This is a genomic window from Klebsiella sp. R390 (assembly GCF_051131745.1).
Taxonomy (GTDB): Bacteria; Pseudomonadota; Gammaproteobacteria; order Enterobacterales; family Enterobacteriaceae; genus Klebsiella.
In genome coordinates this window covers 1,272,881-1,295,760 of the sequence record NZ_CP180445.1, presented here as the reverse complement: position 1 = coordinate 1,295,760, position 22,880 = coordinate 1,272,881, and the positions used below count along the sequence as shown (strand labels likewise).

Annotated in this window: 20 protein-coding genes; 7 read left to right on the top strand and 13 right to left on the bottom strand. The window is 54.5% G+C overall.

The genetic code is table 11. The features are described 5' to 3' along the window. Positions 1-63: 63 nt before the first annotated feature. The 3 genes from betA to betI are packed head-to-tail and all read right to left on the bottom strand — an operon-like array spanning position 64 to position 3,819. Entirely contained in the window at positions 64-1,728 is a 1,665-nt protein-coding gene (gene betA, locus ACMYSP_RS06065) for a choline dehydrogenase (protein ID WP_434585974.1), read from the bottom strand. Positions 1,729-1,742: 14 nt separating this feature from the next. After that, a complete protein-coding gene (betB, locus tag ACMYSP_RS06060; protein ID WP_434585973.1) occupies positions 1,743-3,215 on the bottom strand; it encodes a betaine-aldehyde dehydrogenase in 1,473 nt (490 codons plus the stop codon). 10 nt (positions 3,216-3,225) lie between these two features. Then, complete coding sequence (gene betI, locus ACMYSP_RS06055) at positions 3,226-3,819, bottom strand: transcriptional regulator BetI (protein WP_434585972.1); 594 nt, start codon at positions 3,817-3,819, stop codon at positions 3,226-3,228. A gap of 128 nt (positions 3,820-3,947) precedes the next feature. Here betI and ACMYSP_RS06050 point away from each other — a divergent pair, with 128 nt between their 5' ends. The 3 genes from ACMYSP_RS06050 (at position 3,948) to ACMYSP_RS06040 (ending at position 6,888) form a co-directional block, all read left to right on the top strand. Beyond that, on the top strand, positions 3,948-5,981 hold the full coding sequence (locus ACMYSP_RS06050) for a choline transporter (protein ID WP_434585971.1): 2,034 nt from the start codon (positions 3,948-3,950) through the stop codon (positions 5,979-5,981). 222 nt (positions 5,982-6,203) lie between these two features. Next, a complete protein-coding gene (locus ACMYSP_RS06045) occupies positions 6,204-6,356 on the top strand; it encodes a Hok/Gef family protein (RefSeq protein ID WP_049267697.1) in 153 nt (50 codons plus the stop codon). 379 nt (positions 6,357-6,735) lie between these two features. Further along, positions 6,736-6,888, top strand: coding sequence for a Hok/Gef family protein (locus tag ACMYSP_RS06040; RefSeq protein WP_434585970.1), 153 nt, complete (start codon positions 6,736-6,738; stop codon positions 6,886-6,888). A 183-nt stretch (positions 6,889-7,071) separates the two neighbouring features. Here the strand turns inward: ACMYSP_RS06040 and ACMYSP_RS06035 are convergent, their stop codons facing one another. The 8 genes from ACMYSP_RS06035 to ACMYSP_RS06000 all read right to left on the bottom strand — a co-directional run bounded on the left by ACMYSP_RS06035 (position 7,072) and on the right by ACMYSP_RS06000 (position 16,016). Then, positions 7,072-7,857: an SDR family oxidoreductase gene (locus tag ACMYSP_RS06035; RefSeq protein WP_434585969.1), complete on the bottom strand. Its 786-nt coding sequence runs from the start codon at positions 7,855-7,857 to the stop codon at positions 7,072-7,074. A gap of 115 nt (positions 7,858-7,972) precedes the next feature. Then, complete coding sequence (locus tag ACMYSP_RS06030) at positions 7,973-8,770, bottom strand: SDR family oxidoreductase (RefSeq protein WP_434585968.1); 798 nt, start codon at positions 8,768-8,770, stop codon at positions 7,973-7,975. 58 nt (positions 8,771-8,828) lie between these two features. Beyond that, positions 8,829-9,884, bottom strand: coding sequence for an ABC transporter permease (locus ACMYSP_RS06025; protein WP_434585967.1), 1,056 nt, complete (start codon positions 9,882-9,884; stop codon positions 8,829-8,831). A 17-nt stretch (positions 9,885-9,901) separates the two neighbouring features. After that, positions 9,902-11,446, bottom strand: coding sequence for a sugar ABC transporter ATP-binding protein (locus ACMYSP_RS06020; protein WP_434585966.1), 1,545 nt, complete (start codon positions 11,444-11,446; stop codon positions 9,902-9,904). Position 11,447: 1 nt separating this feature from the next. Continuing rightward, entirely contained in the window at positions 11,448-12,068 is a 621-nt protein-coding gene (locus ACMYSP_RS06015) for a DUF2291 family protein (protein ID WP_434585965.1), read from the bottom strand. A 43-nt stretch (positions 12,069-12,111) separates the two neighbouring features. Continuing rightward, positions 12,112-13,047, bottom strand: a complete 936-nt coding sequence (locus tag ACMYSP_RS06010) for a D-ribose ABC transporter substrate-binding protein (RefSeq protein ID WP_123755891.1) — start codon at positions 13,045-13,047, stop codon at positions 12,112-12,114. A 133-nt stretch (positions 13,048-13,180) separates the two neighbouring features. After that, complete coding sequence (locus ACMYSP_RS06005; protein WP_434585964.1) at positions 13,181-14,701, bottom strand: FGGY family carbohydrate kinase; 1,521 nt, start codon at positions 14,699-14,701, stop codon at positions 13,181-13,183. 364 nt (positions 14,702-15,065) lie between these two features. After that, positions 15,066-16,016: a sugar-binding transcriptional regulator gene (locus tag ACMYSP_RS06000; RefSeq protein ID WP_434585963.1), complete on the bottom strand. Its 951-nt coding sequence runs from the start codon at positions 16,014-16,016 to the stop codon at positions 15,066-15,068. Positions 16,017-16,380: 364 nt separating this feature from the next. Between ACMYSP_RS06000 and ACMYSP_RS05995 the strand changes: the two genes are divergently transcribed. Together ACMYSP_RS05995 and ACMYSP_RS05990 are read left to right on the top strand one after the other, a co-directional pair. Beyond that, positions 16,381-17,211 (top strand): transketolase, encoded by an 831-nt coding sequence (locus ACMYSP_RS05995; protein WP_434585962.1) that lies wholly within the window; start codon positions 16,381-16,383, stop codon positions 17,209-17,211. Next, positions 17,204-18,139 (top strand): transketolase family protein, encoded by a 936-nt coding sequence (locus tag ACMYSP_RS05990; RefSeq protein ID WP_434585961.1) that lies wholly within the window; start codon positions 17,204-17,206, stop codon positions 18,137-18,139. The genes ACMYSP_RS05995 and ACMYSP_RS05990 overlap by 8 nt, the downstream gene beginning before the upstream one ends. 56 nt (positions 18,140-18,195) lie before the next feature. On the opposite strand, the gene entD is transcribed toward ACMYSP_RS05990, so the two are convergent. Both entD and fepA read right to left on the bottom strand, forming a co-directional pair. Further along, positions 18,196-18,819, bottom strand: coding sequence for an enterobactin synthase subunit EntD (gene entD / locus ACMYSP_RS05985; RefSeq protein WP_434585960.1), 624 nt, complete (start codon positions 18,817-18,819; stop codon positions 18,196-18,198). Positions 18,820-18,888: 69 nt separating this feature from the next. Then, positions 18,889-21,114 (bottom strand): siderophore enterobactin receptor FepA, encoded by a 2,226-nt coding sequence (gene fepA / locus ACMYSP_RS05980; protein ID WP_434585959.1) that lies wholly within the window; start codon positions 21,112-21,114, stop codon positions 18,889-18,891. Positions 21,115-21,371: 257 nt separating this feature from the next. Here fepA and fes point away from each other — a divergent pair, with 257 nt between their 5' ends. Continuing rightward, positions 21,372-22,577 (top strand): enterochelin esterase, encoded by a 1,206-nt coding sequence (gene fes, locus ACMYSP_RS05975; RefSeq protein ID WP_434585958.1) that lies wholly within the window; start codon positions 21,372-21,374, stop codon positions 22,575-22,577. A gap of 98 nt (positions 22,578-22,675) precedes the next feature. Then, a complete protein-coding gene (locus ACMYSP_RS05970) occupies positions 22,676-22,879 on the top strand; it encodes an MbtH family protein (protein WP_434585957.1) in 204 nt (67 codons plus the stop codon). The last annotated feature ends 1 nt before the right edge of the window (position 22,880 follow it).

Sequence of the window (22,880 nt, the reverse complement as noted above, 5' to 3'; positions counted from 1 at the left end):
CATATCAGCACAGCTCAGAACAGCTCAGCACAGTCCAACGTGACTTCAATACTGTTGTCATGCTCAGCGCCGAACCGGTGCGCCATTCGCGACATAATAGGTCGCGGTGCTTTTTGGCAGCGGCTGACGACCGCGAATGGCATCGGCCATTTTTTCGCCAATCATGATAGTGGTGGCGTTAAGATTGCCGGTAATAATCTGCGGCATTATCGAGGCGTCGACCACGCGCAGGCCTTCCAGCCCGTGCACCCGGCCTTCACTATCGACCACCGCCATCTCGTCGTAGCCCATTTTGCAGGTGCCGCAGGGGTGGAAGGCGGTCTCCGCGTGGTTGCGCACGAACTCATCCAGTTCAGCATCGCTCTGACAGTCCAGACCCGGGCTTATCTCCCTACCGCGATATTTATCCAGCGCCGGCTGATTCATGATGTCGCGGGTAATGCGAATCGCGTCGCGGAACTCCTGCCAGTCCTGTTCGCTGGACATATAGTTAAACAGAATGGCCGGATGATCGTGCGGGTCGCGCGATTTGAGCCGAACGTGGCCGCGGCTTGGGGAACGCATGGACCCCACGTGGCACTGGAAACCGTGTTCCTTCACCGCGTTGGAACCGTTGTAGTTAATCGCCACCGGCAGGAAGTGGTACTGAATATTCGGCCAGGTAAACTCATCCCGGCTGCGAATAAATCCGCCCGCTTCAAACTGGTTGCTGGCGCCGACGCCGGTGCCACCGAACAGCCACTCGGCGCCGATCTTCGGCTGATTCCACCACTGTAGCGCCGGGTAGAGCGACACTGGCTCTTTGCATTCATACTGCAGATACATCTCCAGATGATCCTGCAGGTTTTCGCCGACGCCGGGCAGGGCGTGAACCAGCGGAATATCGAACTGACGCAGCAGTTCCGGGCTACCGACGCCGGAGCGTTGCAGGATCTGCGGTGAGGCGATGGCGCCGGCGCAGAGCAGCACTTCTTTATTGGCGGTGGCTGTTGATGGCGCGGTGCTGTCGCCCTCCAGCCATTCGACGCCAACGGCGCGCTTGCCGGCGAAAATAATATGATCGGTCAGCGCGTGGGTGCGGATAGTCAGATTAGGACGCTCGCGGGCCTGGTCGAGATAGCCGCGGGCGGTGCTGGCGCGACGTCCCTGGGGCGTCACGGTGCGATCCATCGGGCCAAAGCCCTCCTGCTGATAGCCGTTAAGGTCATCGGTGCGCGGATAGCCGGCCTGCACGCCGGCTTCCACCATCGCGTGGAACAGTGGATTGTTGTCCTGCTTTGGCGTGGCGACGCTTACCGGTCCATCGCCGCCGTGATAGTCATTGGCGCCGATATCGCGGGTTTCCGCTTTGCGATAGTAGGGCAGGCAGTCGAGGTAGCTCCACTGCGCCAGTCCCGGCGCGGTGGCCCAGTTGTCGAGGTCCATGGCGTTGCCACGGATATAGCACATGCCGTTAATCAACGAGGATCCGCCGAGGCCTTTTCCGCGTCCGCACTCCATGCGGCGGTTGTTCATATGCGGTTCCGGCTCGGTCTCGTAGGCCCAGTTATAGCGTCGGCCCTGCAACGGGAAGGCCAGCGCGGCGGGCATCTGGGTACGGAAGTCAAAACGATAATCCGGGCCACCGGCTTCCAGCAGCAGGACGGTGGTGTCGGGATCTTCCGTCAGTCGTGTCGCCAGTACGTTACCGGCGGAACCGGCACCAATAATGATGTAGTCAAATTGCAAAAATGACCTCCTGGTTAAAATATGGATTGAAACTGACCCATCTCAACCTGGATGGATTTTACCTGGGTGTAGTTCTGCAGAGTCTGGACACCGTTTTCACGGCCAATACCGGAGTGCTTGTAGCCACCGACCGGCATCTCCGCCGGGGATTCACCCCAGCTGTTGATCCAGCAAATACCGGCTTCCAACTGGTGGATGATGCGGTGGGCTCGGTTGAGATCCGGGGTGACGACACCGGCGGCGAGGCCGTACTCGGTGGCGTTGGCGCGGCGAATCACTTCGGCCTCGTCGTCATAGGTCAGAATCGACATCACCGGGCCGAAGATCTCTTCGCGCACAATGGTCATCCGATCATGACAGTCGGTAAAAACGGTCGGGGCAACCCATGCGCCGTGGTCGAACGCCGCCCCTTTCAGTACATCGCCGCCGCACAGCAGGCGTGCGCCTTCTTGTTTGCCGCTCTCGATGTAGCGCAGCACGTTTTCGCGGTGCGGAAAACTCACCAGCGGCCCGAAGTTGGTGCTTTCCGCAAACAGATCGCCGGGGCGGATGCGTGCCACGCGGGTGAGGATTTTCTCTTCAAACGCCGCTTTAAAGCGCGTCGGAATAAATACGCGGGTGCCGTTGGTGCAGACCTGGCCTGAACTGTAGAAGTTGGCCATCATCGCGATGTCGGCGGCGAGGTCGAGGTTGGCGTCTTCGCAGACGATCAGCGGTGATTTGCCCCCCAGCTCCATGGTCACTTCCTTCAGGGAGGAGGCGGCGGAGTTAGCCATCACTTTTTTGCCGCTGGCGATGCCGCCGGTAAAGGAGATTTTGGCGATATCCGGGTGTTCGGTGAGGTACTGCCCGGTTTCGGCACCGATCCCTGGCAGCACATTAAACACCCCTTCCGGCAGGCCCGCTTCGCGGTAGATTTCTGCCAGCTTCAGGGCGCTGAGCGGGGTGACCTCGCTCGGTTTAAAGATCATGGCGTTACCGGCGGCCAGCGCCGGGGCCGATTTCCATAAGGCTATCTGGATCGGGTAGTTCCAGGCGCCGATCCCGGCGACTACGCCCAGCGGTTCCCGTCGGGTATAGACGAATGAACTCTCGCGCAGCGGGATCTGGCTGCCTTCCAGCGCCGGGATCAGGCCCGCGTAGTACTCCAGCACGTCAGCGCCGGTGGCGATATCAACGGCGGCGGTTTCGCTCAGCGGTTTGCCAGTGTCGAGGGTTTCCAGACGCGCCAGTTCGTCATTGCGCTGGCGCAGAATATCGACCGCGTTGCGCAGAATGCGCGAGCGTTCCATGGCGCTCATTGCTGCCCAGATTTTTTGCCCTTTTTGGGCGCTTTTGACCGCCCGGTCGACATCTTCGCGACCGGCTGCCTGGACGATAGCCAACACTTCCCCGCTGGCGGGGTTGATGGTCTCGAAGGTTTTACCGCTGGTGGCGGAAACATAACCACCGTGGATATAAAGCTGTTGTTCGGCCATTCGGGACATGGGTCCTCCGTTAGTGAGAAGTCGGTGGCAAATACTGGCTGATGAAGTGCTCGGCGAGCGTATCGGCGCGGGCTTTATCCAGCGGCTTACCGCTTAGCGCTGCGCGTAGCCACAGCCCGTCGATCAGCGCGGCGAGACCGTAACCGGCCTCCTGCGCCTTTTCACGCGGCAGGGCGCGCTGAAACTCATAGACAATATTCGAGAGCAGTCGCCGGCTACAGACCTGCTGCAGGCGATAGAGCATCGGTTGATGCATGCTGCTGGCCCAAAAGGCGAGCCAGGCTTTCATCGCCGCGTTGCTGATCTGGCTGTCGTCGAAATTGCCCGCCACGATAGCGCGCAACCGCTCCTGTGGAGAGGCTTCGGGCAGGGCGTGCAGGCGGCTCAGTACCGCCTCGCGCAGCTGGCCGGTGATATCACGCATCGTTGCTTCCAGCAGCCCGTTCTTATCCTTGAAATAGTGGCTGATGATGCCGGTCGAGACCCCAGCGCGTCGGGCAATCTGCACGATGGTGGCATCGTGCATTCCCACTTCATTAATGGCGGCCAGCGTGGCGTCAATCAGCTGCCGCTGCCGTATCGGTTGCATCCCCAGTTTGGGCATTTTTCAGACTCTATTCATCAGCTTTGTTTATATATTAAAGCGGTTTTTGATTGGACGTTCAATATAAAGTGTGTCTTAATTGTTGCGGATTTTGATTCTAATAGTTGCAAAAACAGTAAGGAGAATGGATGACAGACCTTTCGCCGAGCAGAGAAAAGGACAAAGTCAATCCGGTGGTTTTTTATACTTCCGCGGGACTGATTTTGTTGTTTTCCCTGATGACTCTCTTCTTCAGCGATTTTTCCGCGGCCTGGATTGGCCGTACCCTGAACTGGGTTTCAAAGACCTTTGGCTGGTACTACCTGCTGGCCGCAACGCTGTATATTGTGTTTGTGGTGTGCATTGCCTGCTCGCGCTTCGGTTCGGTGAAGCTCGGGCCGGAGCACTCGAAACCGGAGTTTAGCGTGCTGAGCTGGGCGGCAATGTTGTTCGCCGCCGGGATCGGCATCGACCTGATGTTTTTCTCTGTCGCCGAGCCGGTGACCCAGTATATGCAGCCGCCGGAAGGGGCGGGGCAGACCATGGAGGCGGCGCGCCAGGCGATGGTGTGGACGCTGTTTCACTACGGGCTGACCGGCTGGTCGATGTATGCTCTGATGGGGATGGCGCTGGGATACTTTAGCTATCGTTATAATTTACCGCTAACCATCCGTTCTGCGCTCTATCCTATCTTCGGCAAAAAGATTGATGGTCCTATTGGCCACAGTGTGGATATCGCCGCCGTTATCGGGACGATTTTTGGTATCGCCACCACTCTCGGGATTGGCGTCGTGCAGCTTAATTACGGCCTCAACGTGCTGTTCGATATTCCGGATTCGCTGGGTGCGAAAGCGGCACTTATCGTGCTGTCGGTAATTATTGCCACCATTTCTGTGACCTCCGGTGTCGATAAAGGCATTCGCATTCTTTCCGAGTTGAATGTGATGCTGGCGCTGGGGCTGATTCTGTTCATCCTGTTTATGGGGGATACCGAGTTTCTGCTCAATGCGTTGGTGCTTAACGTCGGCGACTATGTGAATCGTTTTATGGGCATGACGCTGAACAGTTTCGCCTTCGACCGCCCGGTGGAGTGGATGAACAACTGGACCCTGTTCTTCTGGGCGTGGTGGGTGGCGTGGTCACCGTTTGTCGGGTTGTTCCTGGCACGTATTTCGCGCGGACGCACCATTCGTCAGTTCGTCTTGGGAACGCTGATTATTCCGTTCACCTTTACGTTGCTGTGGCTGTCGGTGTTCGGTAATAGCGCGCTGTATGAAATCATCCATGGTAATGCGGCCTTTGCCGCAGAGGCGGTAGCGCATCCGGAGCGCGGCTTCTATAACCTGCTGGCGCAATATCCGGCGTTTACCTTTAGCGCCTCGGTGGCGACAATCACCGGCCTGCTGTTCTATGTTACCTCCGCCGATTCCGGGGCGTTGGTGCTGGGTAATTTCACCTCGAAGCTGAAGGATATCAACAGCGATGCGCCGAACTGGTTACGGATTTTCTGGTCAGTGGTGATTGGTTTGCTGACTCTCGGGATGCTGATGACCAACGGCATCTCTGCCCTGCAGAACGCCACGGTAATTATGGGGCTGCCGTTCAGTTTCGTGATCTTCTTCGTGATGGCTGGGTTGTATAAATCATTGAAAGTGGAAGATTATCGCCGCGAGAGCGCCAACCGTGATACCGCCCCTCGTCCGTTGGGTGTGCAGGATCGCCTGAGCTGGAAGAAGCGCTTGTCGCGGCTGATGAACTACCCCGGTACGCGCTATACCCGCCAGATGATGGAGACGGTCTGTTTCCCGGCGATGGAAGAGGTGGCGCAGGAGCTTAAGCTACGCGGCGCTTACGTCGAGCTGAAAAGCCTGCCGCCGAAAGAGGGGGGCAACCTGGGCCACCTCGACCTGCTGGTTCATATGGGCGACGAGCAGAACTTTGTTTATCAGATCTGGCCGCAGCAGTATTCCATTCCCGGCTTTACCTACCGGGCGCGTAGCGGGAAGTCGACTTACTATCGTCTGGAGACTTTCCTGCTGGAAGGGAGCCAGGGCAATGACCTGATGGACTACAGCAAAGAGCAGGTGATCACCGATATTCTCGATCAGTACGAACGCCATCTGAACTTTATCCATCTGCATCGCGAAGCGCCGGGAAACAGCGTGACCTTCCCGGGGATGTAGGCCGTCTGAACGTTTTCTTAAAAAGGAGTTTAGCTGGTTAAATAGCCAGTGGTATGCGCAGGGAAGCGTATGATGACGACGGGTGCCTGAGGCTTTCTGAGTTCAGGCTGAGGTGAGGATTCAGAAAGACGAAGCCCCAGGAGATGTTCCCATCAACCTGAGGCCTACAATCCAAACCCAACACGTTGGATAGTAGCCTCTTCTTCGCATGGAGGCAACGAGATGCTGACAAAGTATGCCCTGGTGGCAATCATGGTGTTATGTCTGACAGCACTGGGATTGACGTTAATGGTACGCGACTCGCTGTGTGAGTTAAGTATTAAAGAACGTCATATGGAGTTTAAGGCGGTTCTCGCTTACGAAACGAAGAAGTAGCCGGTATGCGGGGAGCGATCCCCGCCTATCCGCAGGCTGGGTAAGGAACCTTCAGGCACCTTTTTTAACCATTCTGTCCTGGCGTAAACATCGCTTTTCTGGCCTGATTTAACGGCCCCATTCAGCACGTAAAGACAGGATCTTCTCTGAGTTCTGGTCAGTCTGAACGTTTTCTGAAAAATAATTTTCGCTGGTTAAATAGACAGTGGTATGCGTAGGGAAGCGTATGATGATGGCGGGTGCCTGAGGCTTTCTGAGTTCAGGCTGAGGTGAGGATTCAGAAAGACGAAGCCCCAGGAGATGTTCCCATCAACCTGAGGCCTACAATCCAAACCTAGCACGTTGGATAGTAGCCTCTTCTTCGCATGGAGGCAACGAGATGCTGACAAAGTATGCCCTGGTGGCAATCATGGTGTTATGTCTGACAGCACCAGGATTGACGCTAATGGTACGCGACTCGCTGTGTGAGTTAAGTATCAAAGAACGTCATATGGAGTTTAAGGCGGTTCTCGCTTACGAAACGAAGAAGTAGCCGGTATGCGGGGAGTAATCCCCGCCTATCCGCAGGCTGGGTAAGGAACCTTCAGGCACCTTTTTTAACTGATGAAGGCGCAGGATGGACGGCAAAAGAAAATAGACCGGTTAACAGCAATAGCGCCGCCACCCTGCATAATACGGTAATGACACGCCCTGCATCGTGGTATGTGCAGAAGGCTTACCAGCAGACAAAACCGCCATCAACCACCAGATCAACGCCGGTGCAAAATGAGGCGGCATCGCTTGCGAGGAACAGCGCCGGTCCTGCCATCTCTTCGACTTTCGCCATACGCTGAATTGGCGTCTGGCTTTCAAATTCACGGGTCTGATGGACCATCTCAGGGCGGGTGTTCATCGGCGTAGCGGTGTATCCCGGGCTGATGGAGTTAACGCGGATCCCTTTACCGACCCATTCCATGGCGAGGCTTTTTGACAGGTGAATAACGCCCGCTTTGGAACAGTTGTAATGAGCCTGATCCAGACCGCGGTTAACGATAATACCGGACATAGAGGCGATATTGATGATCGACCCACCGCCGAACTCCTGCATCAGTTCGGCTTCTGCCTTGCAAGAGTTCCACACGCCAGTCAGGTTAATATCAATGACCCGCTGCCATTGTTCGGTTTCCATCTCCAGAGCCGGGTTGGCGTTAGCGATACCTGCGGCGTTGACGGCGATATCAAGGCGGCCAAAGCGATTTTTGGCCAACTCGACACCCTTACGTAAATCGCTCAGCTGGCGTACATCTCCGGTATAAAAACAGGCCTGTCCACCAATAGCCTCGATATTGTTAACCGTTTCAGCAAGGCCGCCATCTTCGCGGAGATCAAAGCAGACGACCCGGGCGCCCGCGCTGGCGAGTCCGTAGGCAATCATCTGACCGATACCGCTACCTGCGCCCGTTACAAAGGCTACACGGTCCTGCAGATTAAACAGTTGCTGGGCAAAATCTTTCGCAATCATAGTCATTACTCTCTGAATAAATATCTTGTGGCGCATCAGGCAATGAGGGTTTTCTGAAGCGGCGTGTAGCCCGGGTTAGGTGTTAGCCGCAACCCGGGGGCGACAGGCTAGCGGTTTACGACATAATCAGGCCGCCATCGATATTGATGGTCTGTCCGGTGAGATAGCGGGCATCATCTGACGCCAGGAATGCCACCAGGCCAGCGACATCCTCCGGTTTACCGGCGCGTTTCATCGGAATACCTTCGACCCACTCCGCCATGAGTTCACCTTTGCCATAACGTTTTTGTTCGGTGCTGAGGACTTCTCCCCATACGCGGTCGTTGTAATCCCACATTTCGCTTTCAATGATGCCCGGGCAGAAGGCATTAACGGTGATATTCCATGGCGCCAGCTCGTGCGCCAGGCTTTGGGTAATACCGATGACGCCCATTTTGCTGGCGGCATAATGTGGCGTGTAGATAAATCCCTGACGGCCCTGGCCAGAAGAGGTATTAATCAGGCTGCCATGGTTTTGTTTCACCATGTATTTAGCGGCTTCACGGCAGCACAGCCAGACGCCGGTGGTGTTAACGGCCAGCACTTTTTCAAAGTCGGCTTTCGGCATGCGATCGAAATAATCGATGGTGATAACGCCTGCATTCTGGATTGAGACATCAATAGAACCGAAACGCCCCGCGGCCTGCTCATACAGTGACTGAACCTGCGCCTCATCGGTCACATCCACTTGCAGCGACAGAATGTCGGCCTGGTAGCGTTGACGCAGAACTTCTGCCGTTTCGTGGACGCGTTCGGCATTAGAGACCATCACCAGGTTGGCGCCATCACGCGCAAAGCGCTCAGCAATGCTGGCACCAATTCCGCGGCATGCGCCGGTGATAACAACCGTTTTGTTGTGGAAATTTCTTTGCATCTTTTTTCCCTCATGTAGGCCGAACGTCAGTGGGTCCGGCGGGGTAATAAAAACCTTATTAACTGGTGGCCCCGGCCGCTGCCAGCTTTTCATCATGGCGGCGCATCAGGATCACTTTGTTCTGTAGTTTTTGCTGGAACTGGTCGACGACGACGGCGGTGACAATCACCACGCCCTTAATGACCATTTGCCAGAAATCGCTGACCCCCATCATCACCATGCCATCGGCAAGGAAGACGATAACGAAGGCGCCGATGATCGATCCGGTAACCCGGCCACGGCCTCCTGCCAGCGCGGTTCCACCGAGAACGGTGGCGCCGATGGCGTCCATTTCGAACATATTGCCGGTCATCGGGTGGGCAGTTTGCAGTTGCGAGGCGACGATTAAGCCAACGAACGCGGAACACAAACCGGAGAAGGCGTAAACAAACACTTTAGCTTTAACAATAGGAACGCCGGCCAGACGAGCAGCGGATTCATTACCGCCAATCGCGTAGATATAGCGGCCCAGAGGCGTTTTGGTGGTCAGCCAGTAGCCCAGCAGCAGGAAGGCAATCATCAGCCAGATTGGCAGGTATATCCCCATCAACGTTCCGGAACCCAGCGTCGCGAAACCGGTGTTGCCAAGCGCCTCCATGCCGTTAAGGTTGGGGTAGGTGCTACCATCGTTAAACAGCAGAGCGGAGCCTCTGGCGACATACATCATGCCCAGCGTGCAGATAAAGGGCGCAACGCCGAAACGGGTGATCACGGCACCATTAATGAAACCGACGATCACCCCGAAGAGGGCAACGCAGAGAATAACTTCCGGCACATTGAAGAAAATAACGCTGCCATTCCATAACGGCAGGCCGTTAGTTAATAGCGCTCCCGCGACCATTCCGCAGATCCCGGCGACGGCACCGACGGAGAGGTCTATCCCCCCGGTGAGGATCACCAGCGTCATGCCGATGGCCAGCAGGCCGGTAATCGCCACGTGCTGCGTCATAATCAGCAGGTTAGATGTGGTCAGGAAATTCGGTACCATCACGCTGAAGAATGCAATAACCAGCAGCAGAGCGATGAACGTTCTGGCCTTCAGCAGGTACATATAAATCATATATTTCTGGTTCATGATGGGTTCCAGCCTGATTAATCTTGAGGTGTTGAAGCCGCGATTAATTTTTCGCGGGTAACGGCATGACGCGGTAAATCGGCGGTAATACGGCCATCGGCCATGACCAGAATTCGGTCAGCCAGCGCCATGACTTCATCCAGTTCAGATGACGAAAACATCACTGCCAGACCCTGCTGGGCCATTTTGCCGATAAGATGGTAAACGTCGGTTTTAGCGCCGACATCGATACCGCGGGTCGGCTCATCAAGAAAAACGACCTCAGGCTTCGTCATTAATGCTTTGCCGAGCACCACTTTTTGTTGGTTGCCACCGCTTAAAGAGGTAATTGGCAGGTCGGGGTCGCTAACCTTGATAGCCAGTTCACGAATCATCTCTTTGACGCAGCTGATTTCTTTCTGCGGGTTCAGCCATTTCCACGCCCGGCGAAAACCCTGCAAACTAAAATCAGATAAGGTCATGTTCGATTGAATCGACATCATCTGCACCACGCCTTCGCCCTGTCGATCTTCAGGAACCAGCGCCAGCCCTTTTTTCAAGCGTGCCTGAAAGGGGGATTTTTCAATATTTGCGCCATTGAGCCGAACGCTGCCATTCTGGCAAGGCATGAGCCCAACCAGTCCTTTAAATAGCTCTGTTCGCCCAGCGCCAAGCAAACCATAAATACCAATGACTTCTCCCTTACTTAAGGTAAAGGTCACGTCATTAAGTTTGTAGCCTCCACTAGGGTGCAGGGCCGTCAGGCCGTCGACAGAAAGAACGGTTTCTCCCTGTGGCGCGGGCTGATAGTCGAAATGTTTTTTCTTATCGCCGACCATTTGTTCGATAATCCAGGGAATACTGGCATCGTTAACCTGTCGTTCACTGATAAAACGTCCATCGCGGAAAATGGTAATGTGATCGCCAATTTCCATCAGTTCTTCCAGACGATGAGAAATATAAATAATGGTAACGCCGCGGCGTTTGAGTTGTTCAATAACGTTAAACAGGATTTTGACTTCCGACTGGCTGAGTGCGGAAGTGGGTTCATCCATGATTAATACGCGCGTATCTTTGGAAAGCGCACGTGCAATTTCGACCATCTGTTGGTGGCCGATGCCCAGTTCACCAAGTTGAGTGTAGGGGTCAACATCGAGTTCCAGCCTTTCCAATAAATTTTTGGCTAGCGCATATTGGTATTTTTCGTTGATTTTGCCTTTCTGAAAAAATTCGTTAGCCATGAAAATATTATCCATGACGTTCATGTTAGGGAATAAGTTTAATTCCTGAAAAATAATGCTAATGCCGTTCTTTTCTGCCTGATGGGTAGAACCAAGGGTGACTGGCGTGCCATCAAGAATAATTTGACCGGATGAGGGAGTTTCAACACCAGCAAGCATTTTCATCATGGTGGATTTACCAGCACCATTTTCACCGATCAGAACGTTAACTTTATTTCGATAGACCCGGTAGTTCACATTATCTAAGGCTATTACACCCGGATAAACGCGAGATAATTCGCGGGTTTCGATAATAACTTCAGATTCGACTGGTTGGGGAGTGACGAGTTCTTGCCGTTGCATGTTATTGTCCTCCCAAACGAACAATCTTCGCTGGCGTAATATCAGGGATGGTTTGCGGCAGATCCCAGGCTGAGAATACGCCATAGACTTGTGTTGATTCGCCCATTTTAACTTGCGCAGCGGCAATCATTTTTACCGCCTGCTCGTTAATTGCCCGACCATATTCACCAAAGAGAACCTGGTCGTTAAAGTCCTGATAACTGGCCCCCTGATAACCATCACGCAATAGCGTGCCACGCAGGGTTGGCCCAATCTGCACAACAACATTGCTGCCACTGGCATCGTGAATTGTCATTTTTCCACTACGGGAAGTGGAATCGATATTGGTGATATTGCCTTCAACTTTCACGTAAAAAATGCACGGGTTTTCATCCTGCGAGCGATAGCCTAAATCTTTACAGGCACTATCGATATCTTTCGCCGAACGTAGGGCGGTCATTAATTCAGCAACGGGACGAGCCTTAGCAACGACCTGAGGAACCACCTGGTCTTGCCAGGTCTGGTCGATATTAGCCATGTGCGGATTGGGCGGGGATTTAAGGTCGGCCAGCTCCTGCTGAGAGACAATACGACAGCCTCCGAGCGTAAGAACAGCCAGTGCCAGCCAGGTTTTTTTATACATAATACTCTCCTGTGCGCCCCCGCAGGGGCGCAACAACCCGAACTCAGGACTTGATATTGAAGTCCTGAACTTTGTCTGCATTGTCTTGTGTGATCAGAATGCCGCGGAACATAACGCGCTGCTTCGCCGGTTTTTCCCCTTTTTGCAGGTAGTTATCGAGGTCGGTAACGCCCTGAGCGGCGATAGCCTGAGCCTGAAGCATGACGGTTGCCTGCAGCGTTCCGGCTTTCACCGCATCGCGCTCATCGTTGCTGCCGTCGATACCGACAACCACAACATCAGTGCGATTTGCGGCTTTCAACGCGGCAATCACACCGAGGGCGACAGGACCGTTACCGCAAATCACACCTTTTACGTCAGGATGCGCTTGCAGAATGCTGTCCATAATGCGTTTGCCGTCGATTAATGTCCCTTTAGCATCTTGTTTTGCAACGCTGACCATATCCGGGTACTGATCGATGACCTGATGGAAGGATTTAGAACGCGTAACGCAGTTATTATCGGCAAGGTTACAGGTCAGTTCGGCATATTTCCCTTTCTCCGCCATTTTTTCTACAAATACGTTGGCGACTTCCGAACCCGCCTGGAAGTTATTATGTGTAATTTGCTCAAGCGCAACATCATCGACAGGGATTTCGCGGTTGATTAATACGACGGGAATGCCCGCTTTTTTGGCTTTTTCAATGGCGGCGACGCTAGCGGTAGAATCAGCATTATCCAGAATAATGCCCTGAACCTTTTTGCCGATGGCGGTATCAATTAGTTCATTCTGTTTTTTTACATCTTCGCCATGGGACAGAATGGTGGTCTGATATCCCAGCTCTTTTGCTTTCTCGCTGGCACCCTTGGCTTCAGAAGCGTAATACGGGTTATCCAATGAGTTTACCATGATCATAATAGTGCCTTTTTCTGCAGCATGGGCGGCAAAAGAAAAGGCGGTCAGGGTAGCTGCAGTTAAAAGCGTTAAACGTAATTTCATGACAATTATCTCTCTTGGTTGTTATTGTCGGGTACGGTGAAACAACGTAAGGCCTGAAAATCAAATTTATGGGCCGGAAGTCTCCTTTTGTTAGTGATTAAGGGTCGTCATACACGAGATTCCCTGGTGGGTATCAGGCGGACGTTGCCGGTTTCCATAATGTTCTGTTCACTGCATGGCGCCACTCCTGCCATCTTTTCTGCAAGCGTTGGTGGCGGGCCATGTCGGGGATGAATTCGCTATGTTCGGTTAAGAAGGCTTTCAGGTCGGTCACGGAACCTGGATTCAGAGCTTTGCGGGCGAGCAAGGCTGCGCCGATCGCTGAAAGTTCAGCGATGTCACTGCGCATTACCGGGCAGCCCAGCAGATCGGCCTGATACTGCATCAGCCAGTCGTTTTTCGTCGGGCCGCCGTCGACCATTAATGCCGTCAGCTGAAAGTCATCCTGTTGGCGCATGGCGACGACCACGTCGGCGATTTGATAGGTAATAGACTCCAGCGCGGCACGGATCAGATGGGCTCGTTTGACGCCGCGGCTCAGGCCACAAATCACGCCACGGGCGCTGTCGTCCCACCACGGAGCGCCCAGCCCGGTTAAGGCTGGTACAAAATAGACGCCCAGCGTAGATTCCACGGAGGCGGGAAGCGTATTGAGTTCGTGAGCCAGTTCGGCATCGGATAGTTCACTCAGGCCGGTGCTATCAGCCATCCACGCAACGGCATCTCCGGTATGCGGAATATTACCTTCCAGTCCGTAAGTGATGCTGTCGCCGTCGTGCCAGGCGATGGTGGTGGCCAGTGCGCCGATGTCGCACTGTGCGGATTTTACCGGCGCCATCACCGATGACCCCGTACCGTAGGTGGCTTTTACACAGCCTGGTTCGCCAAGAGCATGGCCGAAAAGTGCCGCGTGGGAATCGCCAACCATCGCCATCACCGGAATACCATCGGGAATGGCGTTAAGCCCGCGGGTGTAACCAAATAATCCGCTGGAGGGTTTAATCTCCGGCAGTGCGGCACGCGGGATCTGAAACAGCGCCAGCATCTCGTTATCCCACTGCCCGGTTTGCAGATTCAGCAACTGGGTACGTGCGGCATTGGAGTGATCGCAATAGAAGGCTTCACCTTGGGTTAAATTCCACAGCAGCCAGCTGTCGATAGTGCCAAGGCAGATCTCTCCACGTTCTGCCTGCATGCGGCCTTCAGGAACGGATTCCAGTAACCAACGCATTTTTGAGGCAGAGAACAGGGGCGCAATCGGCAAACCGGTGGTGGTTTTGATCTGTTGTTCTTTGTTGTTGCGACGCAGTTCATCGCAAAACGTCGCGCTGCGCGTACACTGCCAGGTGATGGCGGCGTTAATTGGTTTGCCGCTCTGACGGTACCAGCCGATGGCGGTCTCTCGCTGGTTGCTGATGGCTAATGCGGCGATATTATCTGCACCCACGTGCTCAACCGCTTTAGCGATAACGTCAAGTGAGGCCTCAACCAGACCTTCGCCCGACTGCTCTACCCAACCATCTCGCGGCGTTTGAATGGCCAGCGGCTGAGAGAATTTTGCCACGACGTGGCCGCGGCTATCGAGCACGACAGCTTTGGCGTTAGTGGTGCCTTCGTCCAGTGCAATAATGAACTCTTTACATGTTACCTGCATGAGGTTGTCTCCTGAGTCACACTTCGTCCTGGCGCAGAGAGGGTAAGCAGGGCATTCCTCTTTATCGCAATGCGTCTTAGCAGGCCATGATGTGACATTTCGTTTTCACTTTTTTAATCACTGAATATATATTCGATAGTGATTATTTATTTGATACCTTAGCCAGAAACTTCTCGTCGGGCTACAGGCAAAGTCATCAATTGTGCTGGCAATCACACTTATCCGATCGGTGATGCATGCGAGAGGGGGTGGGAAAGATAGTGGTTTTTTGTGTTTATCTGTTTGAAAGATAAATATTTATTTGCAGTTCCTTTACGCTCATCAGAAAGCGTAAAGGCTGCGGTAAAGTGGTGGAGATAAAAAATTAACCGGCGATAAGCAATCTTGCGGTGGGATAGTCGGTGACTAAAACATCGATATAACCACCTGATAACGCGCCTTTGATAGCCGCAACCTTATCACTGCCGCCGGCGAGGGCAACTACGTTAGGACACTTCTTCACCTTCTCAAGGGCCATGCCGATAACAGGATCTTCATCGTCGCTTAACACTGGCTGACCGTTTTTATCGTAGTAGTGCAGGCATATGTCTCCAACTGCACCACGTTCAGCCAGTACCTGAAGCATATCTTCGTGGTAGTAGTTTCCGGACGTTTTCAGTAGCTGCGAAGGCTCAAGAATACCAATCCCGACGATAGCAATGTCCACTTCGTCGAAACGTGCGATGACATCGGCGACATCTTTACTGGCGACGAGACGATTTTTCTCCTCGATAGAGCCTTCAATGCTCTGGGAAGGGAGCAGCCAGGCCTCGCAGTTAAGATGTTGCGCCAGAGTTTGGGTAAGGATTGTCGCCTGCACGTTACCGTTGGGACCTACGCCGCCCAGCAATTGGATAACGCCGCTGGCCTTAAGATTTTGTGCGTGCACTTCATCCACCATCGCGCGGATGGTTGAGCTCCACGAGGAGACGCCGATCAGATCTTTCGGGCGCAGCCGTGTTTCCAGATAGTGAGCTGCCGCAGAACCGATAGCCCGCTTAATTGTGTGATCGCTGGCGTCCTCTTCGGTATCTACCACGATGGCTTGCTTAATTCCGTAGCGATCCTCAAGCCCTTTTTCGAGATTAAGGAAAATATTCGATGGCTGAACAACGCTAATTTTTACAACGCCTTCTTTTTGACAACGGGTAATCGCTCGGGAGACAAATGACTGAGAAAGCGAGAGAAGTTGAGCAATGTCGGACTGCTTGCGTCCTTCAAGATAGTAAAGCGTGGCAATCTTAACTAATAGCCGTTGTTCATCCTGCTTAGCCATATATTTCCCCGAAAATCATTTACGTGCAGCCATTATGTTAGAGCTCATTATCATACGCGAAAAGAGAAGACATTTAAGTGTGATGGATATCTAACTTTCGCCAATCCTCAAAATCAGCTATGGACAAAAACAAAACAGTGATAGCATAATTGAATAAAGAATCGATAATGAATATATATTCAATCGACTTTCAGATCAACTAAAAAGTACCCAGGCGCAGATCTGCCTGGTAGTAAGGAGGCAGAATGTTCCTGAGTATGATGCAGCGGCGGAAGAGTTGCGATGCGTTGGCTGGGGATGTCTGGTTTTTTTAGTCCCTGGTGGAATAAATATTCCAAGTTGAAAATAAATTCAGAGGTATTAAATGAATCCCTATAGCTATGATGTTCAGGCACTAGAGCGTGAAGCGCGCGCAGTGCGTCGTCACATTGTCAGGCTTAATGCCAACAGCCCGGCCGGCGGGCATACCGGAGCCGACCTGTCACAAGTTGAACTGCTCACCGCGCTCTATTTCCGCATTATGAACGTTGCGCCGGACCGTCTGGCTGATGAGCAGCGCGATATCTATATCCAGTCGAAAGGTCACGCGGTGGGCTGCTATTACTGTGTGCTGGCCGAAGCCGGTTTCTTCCCTGTTGAGTGGCTGGAAACCTACCAGCACGCGAATTCACATCTTCCGGGCCACCCGGTTCGTCAGAAAACCCCTGGTATTGAGCTGAACACCGGAGCGCTGGGGCACGGTTTGCCTGTCGCCGTAGGGCTGGCGCTGGCGGCGAAGAAAAGTAACAGCTCCCGCCGCATCTTTTTAATTACCGGCGATGGTGAACTAGCTGAAGGCAGTAACTGGGAAGCGGCGCTGGCTGCTGCTCACTATGGGCTTGATAACCTGGTCATTATTAATGACAAAAACAACCTGCAGCTGGCAGGCCCGACTCGCGAAATAATGAATACCGATCCGCTGGCTGAGAAATGGAAAGCCTTTGGTATGGCAGTAACCGAATGCCAGGGGAACGATATGGCGTCGGTGGTTGCGACCCTGGAAGCGCTGAAACAAGAAGGTAAACCGAACGTTATTATTGCCAACACGACGAAAGGTGCTGGTATTTCCTTTATCCAGGGGCGTCCGGAATGGCACCACCGGGTACCGAAAGGCGAAGAAATTGCACTGGCACTGGAGGAACTGAAAGATGAGTAATGCAGAACATCTGGCGACCGTGATGGTTCAGGCGTTTATTGATGCTGTTGAGCGTGGTGTCGATCTGGTACCTGTGGTCGCTGACTCAACGTCAACCGCGAAAATTGCTCCGTTTATTAAACAATTTCCAGGCCGCCTGGTTAACGTGGGTATCGCCGAGCAGAGCATGGTCGGAATGGCCGCAGGGCTGGCGCTGGGCGGAAAAGTGGCGGTGACCTGTAACGCCGCGCCGTTCTTGATCTCTCGCGCTAATGAGCAAATCAAAGTCGACGTTTGCTATAACAACACCAACGTCAAATTGTTTGGTCTTAATGCTGGTGCCAGCTACGGCCCTCTGGCGAGTACTCATCATGCGATTGACGATCTGGCAGTGATGCGCGGTTTCGGCAATATTCAAATTTTTGCTCCTTCTTCACCGCGAGAATGTCGGCAGATTATTGATTACGCTATTGGGTATCAAGGGCCGGTTTATATTCGTCTCGACGGCAAAGCATTGCCGGAGTTACATGATGAAGATTATCAGTTCGTGCCGGGGGCCGTGGTGACCTTGCGCGAAGGCGAAGATATTGCACTGGTGGCAACCGGTTCTACGGTTCATGAAATCGTCGATGCCGCGCAGATTCTGGCCGATGCCGGGATTGCGGCCAAAGTGGTGAGCGTTCCGTCAATTCGTCCTTGCGATACCGCCGCGCTGCTGGCTGCGTTGAAGCCGTGCAAAGCGGTGATTACGGTGGAAGAACATAACGTCAACGGTGGTTTGGGCGGCCTGGTGGCAGAAGTGCTGGCAGAAGCCGGAGCGGGTATGACGCTTAAGCGCCTTGGCATTCCGGACGGCGAGTATGCTGCAGCGGCAGATCGCGGCTGGCTGCGCAAACACCACGGTTTTGATGCAGCGTCCATCGCTGAGCTGGCAAAGCAGATGCGCTGATTTTATCGCCGCGTTAGCTAACTAACCCGTACGGAAAACCGCGCGGGTTTTCGTTTTTACGACGCACATAGCGTAATGACGTAATCATCCTCCATCATCCATGACAGCCAATACTCCCCGGTAGATAACCGAAGTAGCAAACGTCCTTCCTTTATATGCACCAACTGAAAGTCGCTAAAACCGATTCCGGTTTGTGTCTCCGGATGACTCGCCTTAAACCCGCTCTCCTTCGCCGAAAATGCCAGCGTCAGGGCCAGTTCAAAGGGCAGCCCGCTCGCGTTTAGCACCGTGCGCTCCGCTGGGGTGATAATGCTGCTTTCCAGCTCCGATGCCAGAGATGGCGAGAACTGTCGCTCAATATCCACGCCGACCGGACGGTCAGCGACCACCGCCAGCGCGCTATGTTCGCAGTGGCTGATGCTGCCGTACCACGGCGCGGGCCACAGTGGCTGGCGCTGCTCGCCAATTCCGGGGATCGATTTTACGTCCACTTCCCGCAGGGCGTAAACCGCGGCGATGCGGCCGGCAAGATGTTCGGTCTGCCGTTTACGCGCACCGTTAGCGAGCCGGGCATGATGAGGGAGCCACAGGAGATCGGTGGCCTGAAACGTCGCCGGATCGAAATCAACCCGATGAAGCGAATGGCCGGCAAGCTGGATTATCGTGTGTTGGATGTGCATCGAGAGATGTTAACAGATTCCTCCCTCCGCCCTCCATGAGAAGAGGGCGGGGGGAGATCAGGCGAGCAATCAGAAGTGGGTATTGACGCTCATGTACCAGGTACGGCCCGGTTCGTTGAAGGTCTCTGCCCCTGCGCCGTACATATAGCCGGTCGCACCGCCGGTGGTCTGGGCATTACCGGCACGCCAGTGACGCTTGTCAAAGACGTTATCCACGCCGCCGGTCAGACTGACGTATTTGGTGACGTCCCAGGTCGCGCTCAGGCCGAGGATGCTATACGGGCTAACCTCGTTTTTCTCGCTGCCGGTGACCGGCTGACCTTTGTAGTTATATTTCTTCGGCTGCTGTTTGCCGTACCAGGTGAAGGTCGACTGGACGGAAACGTCTTCCTGAATCTGCCAGCTCAGGGTGGAGTTCAGCGTATATTCCGGAATAATCGACAGACGATCGCCTGTGGTTTTATTCTTACTCTGCAGCATATAGGTGATGTTGTTGGTCCAGTTCACCGCTTCAGTAACCGGTACGTTCAGGGTTCCTTCCAGGCCTTCAACAACCGCTTTAGGGACGTTTTCCCATTTGTAGAGATCGGTGCCGCTACCGTTGGTGTAAACCGGTGAATAGCCCGCTTCAATCTTGTTACGGTAGTCGTTGCGGAACCAGGTGACGCCCGCCAGCCAGCCATCGCGTTTAAACTCGAGGCCAACTTCTTTGTTGATGCTGGTTTCTGCTTTCAGGTCTTCATTACCCTGCAGGTAACAACCGGCCTGGCTCGCATAGCAACCCTGACCGCGGCTGTAGAGAATGTAGTTCGGGTTGGTCTGATACAGGCTTGGCGCTTTGTAGGCGCGGGCGATGCCCATTTTCAGCGTGAAGTCATCCCAAAGGCCCTGGGACAGGTTCAGAGAAGGACTCCAGTTATTGCCCACAATGCTGTGATGATCGAAACGCAGCGCTGGCGTCAACATGGTGGTGTCGGTTAACTCCATGTTGTCTTCAGCAAACAGGGAGAAAATCTCGGCTTTTGAGTACGGGCTACGACCGGTGCTGTCATAGCCTGGGATGGTGCCGCCCATAAAGGTTTGGGTGTTTGATGCCTTATCCTTCATGCGCTGCTGGTTCCATTCGGTACCCAGCGTCAGGTTCTGATTCACTAACAGATCGAACGGAATGCTGATTTCGCTGTGCAGCATTACGTCGGACAGGTCGATATCAGAGAACTGATTGCTGCTGAAGATCCCCTCGGTTCCCCCGGCCAGGCCTTCGCCTTTACGTGAGTTGCGGGTATGTTCGTACTGCGCCCAGTTGCTGGTGGTAATACCGTTATCCCAGGCACCGTTCCAGGTCACCGAGTAGGTGTTACGGTAGATACGGTTGGTCTCTTTACCGTAGTTCTCTTTCACCAGGTCGTTGGAGTTGGTGTTCTGCGTATCACCGGAGTAGAGGTTGCCCTGGCGGCTGTAGCCCGCTTCGAACTCCAGGGATTGCATCGGCGCGAAATCCCAGCGCACGACGCCGTCGATATTCTTGTTTTTAACCCCTTCGCGCCCGGCGGGCAGGGTATCGGAATAAATGCCGGTACGCTCGGACTGATGGCCCTGGTTGATGTCCCAGGCATCAGCCTGGGTTTTGTCCAGGTTGCCTAACAGGCGGAAGCTGAAATCGCCGCCCAGCGGGCCGCTGAGGCTGAAGTTGGTACGCTTGGTGGAGCCTTCATCTTTGTGCTCCGGGGCGTTCATGTAGGTGTTCCATGAACCGTGCCACTCATCGCCGCCTTTTTTGGTGATGATGTTGACCACGCCACCTGCCGCGCCGTTACCGTAGCGGGCGGCGGCCGGGCCACGAATGACCTCGATGCGCTCGATCATTTCTGGTGGAACCCAACCGGTGTCACCGCGGGTGTCGCGCTCACCACGCCAGCCCAGACGCACGGAGTTACGGCTGGTGACCGGTTTGCCATCGATCAGGATCAGAGTGTTTTCCGGGCCCATGCCGCGAATATCGATCTGACGGTTGTTACCGCGCTGGCCGCTGGTGGAGTTACCGGTCAGGTTGACGCCCGGCATGGTACGAATGATTTCTGAAACATCGCGGGCCGGTGGACGTTTACGAATTTCATCGGCGGTGATGGTCGAGACGCCAGGCGCCTGCAGGTTTTGTTCGGCGGCAGTCACCACCATGGTTTCTTCGGTGGCCGTTTTTTGGCTATCGAGGGTCTCTTCCGCACACAGCGGGAAGGCCGCACCGTAAATTCCCAGATTGACCAGTAAGGCCAATGATTTGATTTTGTTATTCATTTTACGTCCTGCTTTTCGTTGCCGCCTTCCCCTGAAGCCCCATCCCACCGGGAGGGGAGGCCGCAAAAAATGTCGTCAGTAGAGGGCCCTGGCATTCCGTCGCTAACCAAACGACCTTCTCTGACCTGTGTAATTAGAAGTGACTCTCCCAAAGGGCGGTAATACGCTATTGCAAATGCAAATAGTTATCAATAATATTATCAATAAAAATTACGTTTGTTGAGAAAAATCACGATAAACATAGGGTTAATGACGGGATGTTAATAACAGGAAGTGATGAATGGTGGCAGACGCTCTCCGGACCGCAGTCCGAGGCCCGTGATGACCGCTGTTTAGTGACATTCTGGTGGCGGGATCCGGCGGGTCGTGAAGAGACCTCTTCGACCCGGCGAGTGTGGATTTATATCACCGGCGTGACCGACCATCATCAAAATGCCGTACCGCAAACCCTCACGCGGGTGCCTGGCACCGATGCCTGGTGCTGGCAAACGACCCTGTCGCCGACCTGGCGCGGCAGCTACTGTTTTATTCCCTCCGATCGTGAAGACGACTTTGCTCCCGAGATTTTCAACGGTGGCAGCCCGGACCGCATGCTGCTGCGCGAAGGCTGGCGAAAACTGCTGCCGCGTGCGATTGCCGACCCGTTAAACCCTCAAAGCTGGAAGGGCGGGCGCGGTCATGCGGTGTCGGCGCTGGAGCTGCCGCAGGCGCCGGAACAACCGGGCTGGTCGCCGCGCACTACTCACGCGTCTGCGCCGGTTTGCATTGAGTGGCGCAGCGCCAGGCTGGGCAACACCCGGCGAATATGGATTTACACAACCGGCGATGACGCGCCTGAAGAACGCCCGCTGGCGGTGCTGCTGGACGGCCAGTTCTGGGCCGAAAGCATGCCGGTCTGGCCGGCGCTGGCCGGACTGACGCAGGCGGAAAAACTGCCTCAGGCGGTCTACCTGCTGATTGATGTCATTGATAACGAACATCGTGGCCGGGAACTGCCCTGCAATGCGGAATTCTGGCTGGCGGTACAGGAAGAACTATTACCCCAGGTACGCTACATCGCCCCCTTCAGCGATCGCGCCGATCGTACCGTGGTCGCCGGGCAGAGCTTTGGCGGCCTGGCAGCGATGTTTGCCGGACTGTACTGGCCGGAACGCTTTGGCTGCGTCCTGAGTCAGTCTGGCTCTTACTGGTGGCCGCATCGCGGCGGCGCCGGAACGGGCCTGCTGATTGAGCGCCTGAGCCGGGGGGAACTTCATCCGCAGGGGCTGCGAATCTGGCTGGAAGCCGGTGAGCGTGAGCCGCTGATTTTTCGCGCCAACCAGGCGCTTTTATCGCAATTACAACACACACAGCAGACGATTTTCTGGCGTCAGGTTGACGGCGGGCACGATGCGCTTTGCTGGCGTGGCGGGCTGACGGCGGGATTAATCCAGCTATGGCAGCCGTTGAGCCACGACCACTGACAAAGCGCGCTTCAGACTCAACATCATTGCGACGGCGTGATGGCGACAGCCCGCGCCTGAGTAACGTAATGGATGGCGAGTAAAGACAGGAGTTTGGTATGCAATTCAGCAACCCCTTCGATAATCCGCAAGGGCAGTTTTATATTCTGCGCAACGAACAGCAGCAGTACAGCCTGTGGCCGCACCACTGCGCTCTGCCGCAAGGCTGGACGGTGGTTTGCCCGCCGCAGCCTTCAGAGGCATGTCATGCCTGGCTGACTGCGAACTGGACAACCCTCACCCCCGCAGACCATGCACGTTAAG

Bases quoted from the DNA above. Each gene is read 5' to 3' on its own strand.
- fes (WP_434585958.1), top strand. From the start codon at position 21,372: ATGTTAATAACAGGAAGTGATGAATGGTGGCAGACGCTCTCCGGACCG.
- ACMYSP_RS06025 (WP_434585967.1), bottom strand. From the start codon at position 9,884: ATGAACCAGAAATATATGATTTATATGTACCTGCTGAAGGCCAGAACG.
- ACMYSP_RS06005 (WP_434585964.1), bottom strand. From the start codon at position 14,701: ATGCAGGTAACATGTAAAGAGTTCATTATTGCACTGGACGAAGGCACC.
- ACMYSP_RS05990 (WP_434585961.1), top strand. From the start codon at position 17,204: ATGAGTAATGCAGAACATCTGGCGACCGTGATGGTTCAGGCGTTTATT.
- ACMYSP_RS06015 (WP_434585965.1), bottom strand. From the start codon at position 12,068: ATGTATAAAAAAACCTGGCTGGCACTGGCTGTTCTTACGCTCGGAGGC.
- betB (WP_434585973.1), bottom strand. From the start codon at position 3,215: ATGTCCCGAATGGCCGAACAACAGCTTTATATCCACGGTGGTTATGTT.
- ACMYSP_RS06020 (WP_434585966.1), bottom strand. From the start codon at position 11,446: ATGCAACGGCAAGAACTCGTCACTCCCCAACCAGTCGAATCTGAAGTT.
- ACMYSP_RS06040 (WP_434585970.1), top strand. From the start codon at position 6,736: ATGCTGACAAAGTATGCCCTGGTGGCAATCATGGTGTTATGTCTGACA.
- ACMYSP_RS06035 (WP_434585969.1), bottom strand. From the start codon at position 7,857: ATGATTGCGAAAGATTTTGCCCAGCAACTGTTTAATCTGCAGGACCGT.
- ACMYSP_RS06050 (WP_434585971.1), top strand. From the start codon at position 3,948: ATGACAGACCTTTCGCCGAGCAGAGAAAAGGACAAAGTCAATCCGGTG.
- ACMYSP_RS06030 (WP_434585968.1), bottom strand. From the start codon at position 8,770: ATGCAAAGAAATTTCCACAACAAAACGGTTGTTATCACCGGCGCATGC.
- ACMYSP_RS05970 (WP_434585957.1), top strand. From the start codon at position 22,676: ATGCAATTCAGCAACCCCTTCGATAATCCGCAAGGGCAGTTTTATATT.
- ACMYSP_RS06045 (WP_049267697.1), top strand. From the start codon at position 6,204: ATGCTGACAAAGTATGCCCTGGTGGCAATCATGGTGTTATGTCTGACA.
- betI (WP_434585972.1), bottom strand. From the start codon at position 3,819: ATGCCCAAACTGGGGATGCAACCGATACGGCAGCGGCAGCTGATTGAC.
- ACMYSP_RS05995 (WP_434585962.1), top strand. From the start codon at position 16,381: ATGAATCCCTATAGCTATGATGTTCAGGCACTAGAGCGTGAAGCGCGC.
- ACMYSP_RS06000 (WP_434585963.1), bottom strand. From the start codon at position 16,016: ATGGCTAAGCAGGATGAACAACGGCTATTAGTTAAGATTGCCACGCTT.
- entD (WP_434585960.1), bottom strand. From the start codon at position 18,819: ATGCACATCCAACACACGATAATCCAGCTTGCCGGCCATTCGCTTCAT.
- ACMYSP_RS06010 (WP_123755891.1), bottom strand. From the start codon at position 13,047: ATGAAATTACGTTTAACGCTTTTAACTGCAGCTACCCTGACCGCCTTT.
- fepA (WP_434585959.1), bottom strand. From the start codon at position 21,114: ATGAATAACAAAATCAAATCATTGGCCTTACTGGTCAATCTGGGAATT.